This window comes from Candidatus Blastococcus massiliensis AP3, assembly GCF_000582785.1.
GTDB lineage: Bacteria > Actinomycetota > Actinomycetes > Mycobacteriales > Geodermatophilaceae > Blastococcus > Blastococcus massiliensis.
In genome coordinates this window covers 288,287-300,543 of sequence record NZ_HG931173.1, presented here as the reverse complement: position 1 = coordinate 300,543, position 12,257 = coordinate 288,287, and the positions used below count along the sequence as shown (strand labels likewise).

Annotated in this window: 11 protein-coding genes and 1 riboswitch; of the genes, 6 read left to right on the top strand and 5 right to left on the bottom strand. The window is 73.8% G+C overall.

The features are described from left to right. On the bottom strand, positions 1-1,470 hold the full coding sequence (gene glpK / locus BN344_RS01435) for a glycerol kinase GlpK (RefSeq protein WP_040336737.1): 1,470 nt from the start codon (positions 1,468-1,470) through the stop codon (positions 1-3). Positions 1,471-1,520: 50 nt separating this feature from the next. Here glpK and BN344_RS01430 point away from each other — a divergent pair, with 50 nt between their 5' ends. The 6 genes from BN344_RS01430 to BN344_RS01405 all read left to right on the top strand — a co-directional run bounded on the left by BN344_RS01430 (position 1,521) and on the right by BN344_RS01405 (position 6,680). Next, positions 1,521-1,970 carry a RidA family protein gene (locus BN344_RS01430; protein ID WP_051515402.1) on the top strand — a complete coding sequence of 150 codons (450 nt, stop codon included), beginning with the start codon at positions 1,521-1,523 and terminating at the stop codon, positions 1,968-1,970. Next, positions 1,967-2,458, top strand: a complete 492-nt coding sequence (locus tag BN344_RS01425) for a polyadenylate-specific 3'-exoribonuclease AS (protein ID WP_040336736.1) — start codon at positions 1,967-1,969, stop codon at positions 2,456-2,458. Before BN344_RS01430 ends, BN344_RS01425 begins: the two co-directional genes overlap by 4 nt. A 44-nt stretch (positions 2,459-2,502) precedes the next feature. Continuing rightward, the gene (locus BN344_RS01420; RefSeq protein ID WP_155858702.1) at positions 2,503-3,087 is read left to right on the top strand and encodes a GNAT family N-acetyltransferase; all 585 of its coding nucleotides are present in this window, start codon (positions 2,503-2,505) and stop codon (positions 3,085-3,087) included. A 151-nt stretch (positions 3,088-3,238) separates the two neighbouring features. After that, positions 3,239-4,264 carry a 6-phosphofructokinase gene (locus BN344_RS01415; RefSeq protein WP_040336735.1) on the top strand — a complete coding sequence of 342 codons (1,026 nt, stop codon included), beginning with the start codon at positions 3,239-3,241 and terminating at the stop codon, positions 4,262-4,264. A gap of 75 nt (positions 4,265-4,339) precedes the next feature. Then, on the top strand, positions 4,340-5,677 hold the full coding sequence (locus tag BN344_RS01410; RefSeq protein WP_040336734.1) for a class II 3-deoxy-7-phosphoheptulonate synthase: 1,338 nt from the start codon (positions 4,340-4,342) through the stop codon (positions 5,675-5,677). Further along, complete coding sequence (locus BN344_RS01405) at positions 5,670-6,680, top strand: threonine aldolase family protein (protein WP_040336733.1); 1,011 nt, start codon at positions 5,670-5,672, stop codon at positions 6,678-6,680. Before BN344_RS01410 ends, BN344_RS01405 begins: the two co-directional genes overlap by 8 nt. A 65-nt stretch (positions 6,681-6,745) precedes the next feature. Here BN344_RS01405 and BN344_RS01400 read toward each other — a convergent pair whose 3' ends face one another. The 4 genes from BN344_RS01400 to BN344_RS01385 form a co-directional block, all read right to left on the bottom strand. Next, positions 6,746-7,612 carry an endonuclease domain-containing protein gene (locus BN344_RS01400; RefSeq protein WP_040336732.1) on the bottom strand — a complete coding sequence of 289 codons (867 nt, stop codon included), beginning with the start codon at positions 7,610-7,612 and terminating at the stop codon, positions 6,746-6,748. A 121-nt stretch (positions 7,613-7,733) separates the two neighbouring features. Beyond that, positions 7,734-8,624 carry a deoxyribonuclease IV gene (locus tag BN344_RS01395; protein WP_231486416.1) on the bottom strand — a complete coding sequence of 297 codons (891 nt, stop codon included), beginning with the start codon at positions 8,622-8,624 and terminating at the stop codon, positions 7,734-7,736. Positions 8,625-8,634: 10 nt separating this feature from the next. Beyond that, positions 8,635-10,602 carry a Stk1 family PASTA domain-containing Ser/Thr kinase gene (pknB, locus tag BN344_RS01390; RefSeq protein WP_040337754.1) on the bottom strand — a complete coding sequence of 656 codons (1,968 nt, stop codon included), beginning with the start codon at positions 10,600-10,602 and terminating at the stop codon, positions 8,635-8,637. Between the two features lie 92 nt (positions 10,603-10,694). After that, positions 10,695-12,143: a glycine hydroxymethyltransferase gene (locus BN344_RS01385; RefSeq protein WP_040336730.1), complete on the bottom strand. Its 1,449-nt coding sequence runs from the start codon at positions 12,141-12,143 to the stop codon at positions 10,695-10,697. Positions 12,144-12,170: 27 nt separating this feature from the next. Then, a riboswitch (ZMP/ZTP riboswitch) is annotated at positions 12,171-12,255 on the bottom strand. Positions 12,256-12,257: the final 2 nt, after the last annotated feature.

Below are 12,257 nucleotides of genomic sequence, written 5' to 3'. Positions count from 1 at the left end.
TCAGTTCGTCCAGCGGCCGGCGCGGGGGAGGGCCCCACGCCAGCGCTCGTGCCGGCCGTCCTCGCGGGCGCCCGCGGTCGGCTCGAAGCGCCGGTCCAGTGCCCAGGTCTGCGCCAGCTCGTCGGTCGAGCCCCACACCCCGGTGCCGAGACCGGCGAGGAACGCCGCCCCCAGCGCCGTCGTCTCGGTCACCTGCGGGCGGCGCACGGGCACCCCGAGCTGGTCGGCCTGCAGCTGGAGCAGCAGGTCGTTCGCGCTGGCCCCGCCGTCGGCCGAGAGCTCGGGCACCTCGAGGCCGGCCTCGTCGACCATGATGTCGACGACGTCGCGCACCTCGAACGAGATCGCCTCCAGCGTGGCCCGCGCGATGTGCGCCCGGGTGGTGCCGCGGGTGATGCCGAGGATCGCGCCGCGGGCGTGCGGGTCCCAGTGCGGGGCGCCCATGCCGGTCAGGGCGGGCACGAAGACCACGTCACCCGAATCGGGCACGGTGCGGGCCAGCCCCTCGATCTCCGCGGCGGAGTCGATGAGCCCGAGGCCGTCCCGCAGCCACTGCACGGCGGCACCGGTCACGAAGATCGCGCCTTCGAGGGCGTAGACCAGGCCCTCGCCCAGGTCCCAGGCGACGGTGGTGAGCAGCCCGGCCTCGGAGCGGACCGGCGTCGACCCGGTGTTCGTCAGCACGAACGAGCCGGTGCCGTAGGTGCACTTGCTCATCCCGGGGGTGAAGCAGGCCTGCCCGAACAGCGCCGCCTGCTGGTCGCCTGCGATGCCCGCGATGGGCAGCGACCGGCCGAGGAAGGAGTCGGGGTCGGTGGTGCCGACGACGCCGGAGTTCGGCACGAGCTCCGGCAGCGCCGACCGGGGGACGTCGAACAGGTCGCACAGCTCGTCGGACCAGTCGCCCTTCTCCAGGTCGTAGAGCAGCGTGCGGCTGGCGTTGCTCGGGTCGGTGACGTGCGCGGCGCCACCGGTGAGCCGGGCGATCAGGTAGGAGTCGACCGTGCCCAGGGCGAGGACGCCGTCCCGCACGTCCGACCAGAGCCCCGGCTCGTGCTCGGCGAGCCAGGCGAACTTGGTGCCGGTGAAGTAGGGGTCCATCCGCAGCCCGGTCAGCCGGGAGACCCGCTCCTCGTCGCCCCGCAGCCGGTCGCAGATCTCCGTGGTGCGGCGGTCCTGCCAGACGATGGCGGGACGGGGGGAGCGCAGCGTGCGCCGGTCCCAGACGACGGCGGTCTCGCGCTGGTCGGTGATGCCGATGCAGGTCGGCTGCTGCTCGGTGCCCGCCAGCGCCTCGCGGCAGGCGGCGACCGTGGCCGTCCAGATGTCGTCGGGCTCGTGCTCCACCCAGCCCGGTCGGGGGAACAGCTGGGCGAACTCGCGGTAGCCGCGGGACAGGACGTTCCCGTCCTCGCCCACGACCAGCGCGGTCACCCCGGTCGTACCTGCGTCGATGGCGAGGACCGGCATGACAGCGAACCTAGCGGGCGACGTCCGACGGCGTGCTCCAGAATCGGCCGGTGACCACAGGCATCGAGCTCGTCCGCCCGCCGACGCTGGCCGCCGCCGTCCCGTACGCCTACGCGGCCGTCACCGACCCGGGGCGCATGGTCTTCACGGCCGGCGCCTGCCCGCTGGACGCCGACGGCGCCGTCGTCGCCGTCGGTGACGTGGCCGGCCAGACACGGCAGGTCGTGGACAACCTGGTTGCGGCGCTGGAGGCCTCCGGTGCGGGGCTGGGCGACGTCCTGAAGACCACCGTGTACGTGGCGACGACGGACCGCGCCGACCTCCACGCGGCCTGGGAGGTCGTGCGGGCGGCCTTCGGCGACCACGACGCGCCGAGCACCCTGGTCGGCGTGACCGTCCTCGGCTACCCCGACCAGCTCGTCGAGGTCGAGGCGGTGGCGGTGCGCGACAGCTGGAACGAGCCGGCGCCCCCGCACGACGGTGAGACAGTGACCGCGTGAGCGTGCGGCGGTTCTTCTACGACACCGAGTTCATCGAGGACGGCACCACCATCGACCTCGTCTCCATCGGCGTCGTCGACGAGACGGGGCGCGAGTTCTACGCCGTCAGCACGGAGTTCGACGAGCGCAGGGCCATCCCGTGGGTGCGCCGGAACGTGCTCGACCAGCTGCCACCTCCGGCCGACAAGGCGTGGCGCAACCGCGAGCGGATCCGCGAGGACCTGCTGGCCTTCCTCACGGGACCGGGAGAGGAGATCGAGCTCTGGGCATGGTTCGCCGCCTACGACCACGTCGCGCTGGCCCAGCTCTGGGGCGCGATGCCCGCCCTGCCGCGGCCGATCCCGCGGTTCACCCGGGAGCTGCGCCAGCGGTGGGACGACGTCGGGCAGCCGCCGCTGCCGCCCAAGCCGGACGGCACGCACGACGCGCTGGTCGACGCCCGCTACAACCTCGCCCGCTGGCACGCCATGGAGGCCGCGGGCCGCTGAGCGCGGTGGGTGCCGGCGTCCCGCGGTCTGCCACGCTGCACGGCGTGGCAGACATCAGCGTCGTGAGGGCGCGCACCATCCTGGCCCGCTCCTTCACCGACGACCCGCTCATGGTCTGGTTCTTCCCGGACGACGACTCGCGCCCGCACGCCGTCGCCGCGCTGTTCGGGCTGCTCGCCGAGCACTACCTCGCCGACGGCCGCGTCGACGTCCTGGCGCAGCCCGACCCCGTGGGCGTCGCGATGTGGCGGTGGCCGACGCCGGACGCGCCCGCCGAGTCCGCACCGGAGGAACTGCCGTCGGTCGGCGGGCTGATGACCGCTCTCATGGGGGTGGAGCGCGCGATGGAGATCGGCGGGGCGATGCAGGTGCTCGAGCAGCGGCGGACACCCGGGCCGCACGCCTACCTGCACCTGCTCGCGGTGGACCCGTCCGCCTGGCGCCGCGGCGGCGGGGGTGAGCTGCTCGAGCGCGGGCTCGCCGCGGCCCGCGCGGAGGGGCTGGAAGCCTGCCTGGAGACGATGAACCCGGCGAACGTGCCGTTCTACGAGGCGCACGGGATGTCGGTGCGGCACGAGGAGCGGCTGGCCCCGGACGGTCCCACGACCTGGTGGATGGCGACCGGCTGATCTCAGCCGCGGAGGTGTGTGCGGCCACGGCACGAGGCCCCGGTCACGCCGGTGATCCCGATGCTGCGCGCCGGGTCCGGGGAGGGCTCGACCTGCGGCATCATGACCCGGGACAACCCCTCGGCCGGCCCGCTCCCTCCCGGAGGTACGCATGCGCATCGGCATCCTGACCGGCGGCGGCGACTGCCCCGGCCTCAACGCGGTGATCCGGGCGGTGGTGCGCAAGGGCATCGGCGAGCACGGCGACGAGGTCGTCGGCTTCCGGGACGGCTGGCGGGGGGTGCTGGAGGGGGACACGGTGCCCCTCGACCTCTCCGCCGTGCGCGGGATCCTGCCCCGCGGCGGCACGGTTCTGGGCACGTCGCGCACCAACCCCTACGCGGTGGAGGGCGGCGCCGACCGCGTGCTCGCCACCCTCGACCGGCTGGGCATCGACGCGCTGATCCCGATCGGCGGCGAGGACACCCTCGGCGTCGCCACCCGACTGGCCCAGGCCGGGGTCGCCGTCGTGGGCGTGCCCAAGACGATCGACAACGACCTCGACGCCACCGACTACACGTTCGGCTTCGACACCGCCGTCGGCGTGGCCATGGAGGCCATCGACCGGCTGCACACCACCGGCGACAGCCACCACCGGACGCTGGTCGTCGAGGTCATGGGCCGCCACGCGGGCTGGATCGCCCTGCACGCGGGCATGGCCGGCGGGGCCAACGTCATCCTCATCCCCGAGGTCCCCTTCGACATCGACGGCGTCGTCGCACACTGCCGGCACCGGTTCGAGTCGGGCTACTCGCCGATCGTCGTCGTCTCGGAGGGGGCGGCCCCCAAGGACGGCGACCTCCAGCTCGCGGCCGGGGAGAAGGACGCCTTCGGCCACGTCCGCCTCGGCGGCATCGGCGCCGCGCTCGCCGCCGTGCTCGAGGAGCGGACCGGGCGGGAGTCGCGTGCCGTCGTCCTCGGGCACGTGCAGCGGGGTGGCACGCCCTCGCCGTTCGACCGGGTGCTGGCCACCCGGTTCGGCCTGGCCGCGATCGACGCCGTCCACGACGGGGAGTCCGGGGTCATGGTCGCGCTGCGCGGGACCGACATCGTGCGGGTGCCGCTGAGCGCGGCGACGGAGAAGCTCAAGCTGGTGCCGCCGGAGCGCTACGCCGAGGCCGAGGTCTTCTTCGGCTGACGGCCCCGTCGCAGGGTCCCGGTGCGAGCTTGCGAGTGCCGGGGAGCGACGGGGTCCTTCCCGTACTCTCGGGGAGTGAGTCTCACCGATCCTGCCGAGCTGGTTCCGGGCCTGGACCGGTGGCGGGAGCTGCCCGCCGCCCAGCAGCCGGCCTGGCCCGACCGCGCCGCGCTGGACGCAGTCCTCGGCACGCTGTCCACCGTGCCGCCCATCGTGGCGCCGTCCGAGGTGGACGCGCTGCGCGTCCAGCTCGCCGACGTGGCCCGCGGCAAGGCGTTCCTGCTCCAGGGTGGGGACTGCGCGGAGACGTTCGACCTCAACACCGAGCCGCACCTGCAGGCCACCACGCGGACGCTGCTGCAGATGGCCGTCGTCCTCACCTACGGCGCCAGCGTCCCGGTGGTCAAGGTGGGCCGGGTCGCGGGGCAGTACGCCAAGCCGCGCTCGTCGGACACCGACGCCCTCGGCCTGCCCTCCTACCGCGGCGACATGGTCAACGACCTGGAGCCGGTGCTGGAGAAGCGGATCCCCGACCCGTACCGGCTGGTGCGCGCCTACGCGAACTCCGCCGCGGCGATGAACATGATCCGGGCCTACGCCAAGGGCGGGCTGGCCGACCTGCACGCGGTGCACAACTGGAACCAGGACTTCGTCGCCAATTCGCCGGCCGGTGTGCGGTACGAGGTCATCGCCCGCGAGATCGACCGGGCGCTGGCGTTCATGAAGGCCTGCGGCGTCGACTCCGAGGCGCTGCGCGCCGTCGAGCTCTACAACTCGCACGAGGCGCTGATCCTCGACTACGAGCGGGCGCTGCTGCGCATGCACGAGGGCCGCCCCTACGCGCTCTCCGCCCACTTCGTGTGGGTCGGCGAGCGCACCCGCCAGATGGACGGCGCGCACATCGAGTTCGTCTCGAAGCTCGCCAACCCGATCGGCGTCAAGATCGGCCCGACGACGACGCCGGAGCAGGCGACCGAGCTCGTCGAGCGGCTCGACCCCGACGGCATCCCCGGCAAGCTGACGCTGATCAGCCGGATGGGCAACGGGAAGATCCGCGACGTCCTGCCTCCGATCGTGGAGAAGGTCACCGCGAGCGGGCACCAGGTCGTCTGGCAGTGCGACCCCATGCACGGCAACACGCACGAGTCGCCCAGCGGCTACAAGACCCGGCACTTCGACCGCGTCGTCGACGAGGTGCTGGGCTTCTTCGACGTGCACCGCGGGCTGGGCACCTGGCCCGGTGGCATCCACGTCGAGCTCACCGGCGAGGACGTCACCGAGTGCCTCGGCGGGGCCATGGAGATCGGCGACGAGGACCTCAACAGCCGGTACGAGACCGCCTGCGACCCGCGGCTGAACACCGGGCAGTCGCTGGAACTGGCGTTCCTCGTGGCCGAGATGCTGCGTGGCTGAGGTCGTCGACCTGCGGTCGGACACGGTCACCCGACCGACCGACGGCATGCGGAAGGCCATGGCCGACGCCGAGGTCGGCGACGACGTCTACGCCGAGGACCCGACGGTCACCGAACTCGAGGAACGGACGGCGGAGCTCTTCGGCGCCGAGGCGGCGCTGTTCGTGCCGAGCGGGACGATGGGCAACCAGATCGGGATGCGGCTGGTCTGCGAGCCGGGCCAGGAGGTGCTCTGCGACGCCGACGCGCACGTGGTCACCTACGAGATGGGTGCCGCGGCCGCGATCTTCGGGATCTCGACGCGCACGGTGGTGTCGTCGGGCGGGCTGCTCGACGCCGGCCGGCTGATCGAGCAGGTGCGTCCCGGGGACAACTGGCACCTCACGGCGACAGCCGCGATCGCGGTGGAGAACACGCACAACCGCGGCGGCGGGCTGGTCCAGCCGCTCGGCGAGCTGCAGAAGCTGTGGGACTGGTCGCGCTCGGCCGGTGTCGCCGTCCACCTCGACGGGGCGCGCATCTGGAACGCGCACGCCGCGTCGGGGGTCCCGCTGGCCACCTACGGCCGGCTGGCCGACACCGCGTCGGTCTGCTTCTCCAAGGGCCTCGGGACGCCGGTCGGCTCGGTGCTCCTGGCCTCGGCCGAGCGGATCGCCACCGCGCGGCTGTGGCGCAAGCGGCTCGGCGGCGGCATGCGCCAGGTCGGCGTCCTGGCTGCCGCGTGCCTGTACGCGCTGGACCACCACCTGCCGCGACTGGGCGAGGACCACGAGCACGCGCAGCTGCTGGCGACGCGTCTCGGCGTCGACCCGGCGTCGGTGGAGACCAACATGGTGGTGCTCGACGACGTCAACGCGCCGGTGGTGGCCGAGGCGGCCAAGGCGCAGGGCGTGCTGGTCTCGCAGGTCAGCGCCCGGAAGATCCGGCTCGTGACGCACCTCGACGTCGATCGCGCCGGCATCGACCGCGCCGCCGACGTGCTGAACGGGCTGCTCGCCCGCTGATACATGATCACCTCCCGCTGAGGGCGGTCCATCCCGGGCAGGTGACCGCCATGCGCGGGAGGTGATCAACGGCGCAGGGCGCTCGCGATCCGGTGGACGACGTCGTCCGGTCGGTGCAGGTCGCCCGCGGTCACGAACACCACCCGCCAGCCGGCCGCGGACAACCGGTTGAGGCGGCGGCGGTCCTTCGCGAACTGCCCCGGCTCCGCGTGCCACAGGCCGTCGTACTCGATCGCCAGGCGGCGCTCGGGATAGGCGAAGTCCACACGGGCCAGGAGGACGCCGTCGACGCGCACCTCGTACTGGGCGACGGGAGCCGGGAGCGCGCCGCGGCCGATGAGCAGCCGGAGCCGCGTCTCCTGCGGCGACTCGGCCACGCCGTCGGCGAGCGCCGAAGCCTCACGGGCCTGCCGACTGCCCCGGCAGCGGGGGAGTGCCGCGGCCGCCGAGCGGACGGCGCTCAGTTCGCACATCCCGGTCCCGACCAGTCGATCGAGCAGCACCACCGCGTCGTCCAGGGTTCCGCGGCGGATCAGATCGAGGGCGGTGCGCGTGCGACCTGTCCAGAAGATCGTCCCGTCGCTGACCAGGGACCCGGTGGTGTCCGCGGTGCGGACCTGCACCCCGGCGCCATGCCAGCGGATGCCCGGGGGCAGCAGCACCTCGACCGGGTCGCCGGGTCCCGCGAACCCGTCGGCGCCCCAGAGAGCCACCGCCGTGAGCCCACCGAAGGCGCTGCCGCGCGGAGCGACGAGTGCTACCGCCTCCGCGTGCAGCCGGTGGGTGACCGGAACCGAGGCGAGGACGTAGACGTCCGGCCGTAGACGGCGGTACGTGCTGGTGCGCAGCTGCCCCCGCGTCAGGACACCGCGCCGGACGACGCCGCTGCCCCGGAAGGCGCCGCGGCGGACGACGGGCGGCGGCGAGTGCACGGGGGCAGCTTCGCCGAGCGACGCCCAGGGGCGCCGTCGTCGTCCACAGCCATGATCATCACCCGCCGGGGGTGGCTCTCACGGGCGATGTGACCGCCATCAGCGCGTGGTGATCATGCGGTCACACGGGGGCGTCGGGGATCAGCGAGTTGAGCAGCTTGATGTCGGCGGCGTGGCCCCCGCACGGGTCGCCGTCCTTCTCGCTGGGCGTCTCGACGACCACGGGGACGCCGTCCATCGACGGGTGGGCGAGCAGCTCCGCGAAGGGCGCGACCCCGATCGAGCCCTCGCCGATCGTCGTGTGCCGGTCGCGCTTGGACCCGCAGCCGTCCAGCGAGTCGTTGGCGTGCACCAGCCCGAGCCGCCCCGGCCCGACCGTCGACGAGAGCAGGTCGAGCGTGGCGGACATCCCGCCCGGCGTGACGAGGTCGTGCCCGGCCGCCCAGATGTGGCAGGTGTCGAAGCAGACGCCGAGCAGCGGGTGGTCCTCGAGCGCGGCGAAGTAGGGCCCGAGCTCCTCGACGGTCGCCGCGAGCGCCTTGCCGCCACCGGCGGTCGGCTCGATCAGCAGCCGCGGTCCGGACGGGTCGGCCGCCTCCAGCACCGGCAGCAGCCGCTCGTGCAGCTGGCGCAGCGCCGCCTCGTAGCGGTCCTCGCCCACGGCGGAGCCGGCGTGCACCACGACGCCCTGGCAGCCGAGCCGCGCGCCGCGCGCCAGGTTGTGTGCGATGGAGGCGACCGACTGCTCGACCGTCGCCTCGGTGGGGGAGCCCACGTTGACCAGGAACGGCGTGTGGATGAACGACGGCACGCCGCGCTCGGCGCATCCGGCGGTGAACAGCGCGTCCTGTGCGGGGTCGCCCGGGGTGAGCTTCCAGCCCCGCGGGTTGCCGACGAAGACCTGGACGGCCGCGGCGCCGACGGCGTCGGTGTAGGCCAGACCGCCCTTGGCCAGGCCGCCCTTGATCTGGATGTGCGCGCCGATGGGCGGCACCCGCTCGGGTGTGCTCAACGGAACGGGCCTATCCGAACGTCAGGAGGATGGTGACCTTGGTGCCCTGCTCGACGGTCTCGCCCGCCTTGACGCTCTGCCGGAACACGCGGTCGCCGAAGAACTTCGTCGCGTCGACCTGCAGCCCTGCCGCCTGCAGGGCAGCGGTCGCCTCCGCCTCGTTCATGCCGACGACGTCGGGCACCTGGACCAGCGGGACGCCGACGGAGACCGTGATGGTGACCGCGCTGCGGTAGGCGGCCTGGGTGCCGGGGGCGGGGGAGACCGCCATGACCTCACCCTTGTCGACGGCGGCGCTGCGGCCGTCCTCGCCGCGGGTCACGCTGAAGCCCAGCGCCTCGAGGTTGGCCACGGCCTGCTCCGGCGTCTGGCCGGTCACGTCGGGGACGGCGACCGGCGCGTGCCCCTTGCTGACCCGCATGGTGACCACCTGGTCGCGCGTGAGCTGGGTTCCCGGGGCGGGGTCGAAGCCGACGACGTTGCCGACGGCGATCTCGTCGTCGAACACCTCGGAGCGGGTGATCTGCACCGGCACGGTCTCCTGCAGCTCCGCCTCGACCTCGTCGGCGGGACGCCCCAGGTACTCCGTGCCCACGACGAACCGCTCGGGGCCCTTCGAGACGACGACCCGCACATCGGTGCCGCGGATCGCCTCGCCGCGGGCCGGATCGGTCGCGATGACGGTGCCGGCGGGCACGGTCTCGCTGAACTCCTCCACGATCGGCTTGGGGTCCAGGCCGGCGTCCTGCAGCATGTCGACGGCGGCCTCGCGGGACTTGCCGGCCAGCGACGGGACGTCGGTCCACCGGCCGCTGCCCAGCCACCAGCCGACGGCGCCGATGGTGACGGCCAGCAGCAGGATGACGGCGACGGCGAGGCGGGCCCGGCGTCGGCGGATGTGCTGCGGGACGCCGGGGCGGAGGCGGTCCACCCCGGGCCGGCGGCCGTTGACGTCGGTCGTCGGGCCCGAGCCCATGCCGGGCATGGTGCTGGTGCGCGCGTTGCGGTGGGGTGCGAGCACGGCGGTGCCCGGGTCGCTGGGGTGCCGCGGCCGGGTGGGCCGGCTGGTCGGCCGCAGGGTGCCGGGGCCAGCGGTGCTGCGCCCGGTGGGCACGGGCACCGGCTCGATGCCGATGTCCTTGCGCACGGTGGCCAGCTCGGCGAGGAACGCGCCCGCGTCGATCGGCCGGCCCGCCGGGTCGCGGCGGGTACCCCGGGCGACCAGCTCGTCGACCTGCCAGGGCAGGCCGGGCACCTCCGCCGACGGGGCGGGGACGTCGTTGTGGACGTGCTGGTAGGCGATCGCCAGCGGGGTGTCGCCGCCGTACGGCGGGTGCCCGGTCAGCATCTCGTAGAGGACGACGCCGGCCGCGTAGATGTCGCTGCGGGCGTCGGCCCGGCCCCGCTCGAGCTGCTCGGGGGAGAGATAGGCGACGGTGCCGATGAGCACGCCGGTCTGGCTGGTCTGCCCGGTGCCGACGACGGCCCGCGCCAGCCCGAAGTCGGCGACCTTCACCACGCCGTCGATGCCGATGAGCACGTTCTCGGGCTTGATGTCGCGGTGCACGATGCCGGCGCGGTGCGCGGCGGTCAGCCCGGACAGCACCGGCTCCAGGACGGCGAACGCCTCGCCGACCGTCAGCCGGCCGCGGGCGGTCAGCAGGTCGCGCAGCGTACGGCCCCGCACCAGTTCCATGACGAGGAACACCAGGCCCTGGTCGCTGCCCTGGTCGCTGACGCCGACGACGTTCGGGTGGCTGAGCATCGCTGCGGCCCGCGCCTCACGGGTGAACCGGTCGACGAAGGTGGGGTCGTGGGCCAGGTGCTCGGCCATGACCTTGACCGCCACGGTCTTGTGCAGCCGCAGGTCGGTGGCCGAGTAGACCGTGGACATGCCGCCGCGCGCCACCCGCTCCTCGAGGCGGTAGCGCCCCTCGAGAACGAGGCCGACCACGGGGTCGGTCACGGCGGTGTCCACCCGCACGAGTGTAGGAGTGCCGAGGGGCCGTGGTGTCCCACGACGCGGTGCGGGGGACGCCCGTGGCGCCTGGTGCGCACGGGCCCGCCCGCCTACAGCTCGAGGCCCGGGTAGAGCGGGTGGGCCGCGAGCAGCTCGGCGGTCGCCGCGCGGGTCCGGTCGGCCAGGCCGTCGGTGAGCACGTACTTGGCCTTGGAGACGCCGCCGTCCCGGGTGGCGGTCGGGGTGGCGCCGGAGAGGACGTCGACGATCAGCTCGGCCGTACGGTCGAACTCGGCCGCCCCGAACCCGCGCGTGGTGAGCGCCGGGGTGCCCAGCCGGACGCCGGAGGTGTACCAGGCGCCGTTGGGGTCGGCCGGGATGGCGTTGCGGTTGGTGACGATGCCGGCGTCCAGGAGCGCCGACTCGGCCTGGCGGCCGGTGAGGCCGAAGGCGGTGACGTCGAGCAGCACCAGGTGGTTGTCGGTGCCGTCGGTGACCAGCCGCGCGCCGCGGCGCTTGAGGCCGTCGGCCAGGCTCTGCGCGTTGTCCGCGACCGCCTGCGCGTACTCGGCGAACGCGGGCTGACGTGCCTCGGCGAAGGCGACGGCCTTGGCGGCCATCACGTGGGGGAGCGGGCCCCCGAGCACCATCGGGCAGCCGCGGTCGACGGCGTCGGCGAACTCGGGCTGGGCCAGCACGAACCCACCGCGCGGGCCGCGCAGCGACTTGTGGCTGGTGCTGGTGACGACGTGCGCGTGCGGCACGGGGTCGAAGTCGCCGGTGAGCACCTTGCCGGCCACCAGGCCGGCGAAGTGCGCCATGTCGACGACGAGGGTGGCACCCACCTCGTCGGCGATCTCGCGCATCGTGGCGAAGTTGACCCGGCGCGGGTAGGCGGAGTAGCCGGCGATGAGGATCAGCGGCTTGAACTCGCGGGCCCGCGCCCGGACGGCGTCGTAGTCCAGCAACTCGGTGGCCGGGTCGGTGCCGTAGGAGGACTGCTCGAACATCTTGCCGCTGATGTTCGGCCGGAAGCCGTGCGTGAGGTGGCCGCCGGCGTCCAGCGACATGCCGAGCATCCGCTGGTCGCCGAGCGCCCGGCGCAGCGTGGCCCAGTCGGAGTCGGTGAGGTCGTTGACGTGCTTGGCGCCGGCCTGCTGCAGCGCGGGCAGCTCGACGCGCTGCGCGAGCACGGCCCAGAAGGCGACCAGGTTGGCGTCGATGCCCGAGTGCGGCTGGACGTAGGCGTACGGGGCGCCGAACAGCTCGCGGGCGTGCTCGGCGGCGAGCGCCTCGACGGTGTCGACGTTCTGGCAGCCGGCGTAGAAGCGGTGCCCGACGGTGCCCTCGGCGTACTTGTCGCTGAACCAGTTGCCCATGGTCAGCAGGACGGCGGGGCTGGCGTAGTTCTCGCTGGCGATCAGCTTGAGCGACTCGCGCTGGTCGGTGAGCTCCTGGCCGATGGCCGCGGCGACCCGCGGCTCGACCGCGCCGATCACCGACAGGGCGCTGCGGTACGCGTCGGAGGCGGCGGACGCGTCGAAGGGGGTGCTGGTCATGGGGGTCTCCTGGCCGGCGTCGTCAACAGGGGGCGCCCAGGCGCGCGGCAGGGAGGTGCAGGGCCGCTCCCCGGTGGGTGCCCACCTCTTCGCGCCAGTCACGGCCCGCCATGA

Excerpts from the sequence above, each read along its gene's own strand:
- glpK (WP_040336737.1), bottom strand. The coding sequence starts at position 1,470 with ATGCCGGTCCTCGCCATCGACGCAGGTACGACCGGGGTGACCGCGCTG.
- BN344_RS01415 (WP_040336735.1), top strand. The coding sequence starts at position 3,239 with ATGCGCATCGGCATCCTGACCGGCGGCGGCGACTGCCCCGGCCTCAAC.
- BN344_RS01385 (WP_040336730.1), bottom strand. The coding sequence starts at position 12,143 with ATGACCAGCACCCCCTTCGACGCGTCCGCCGCCTCCGACGCGTACCGC.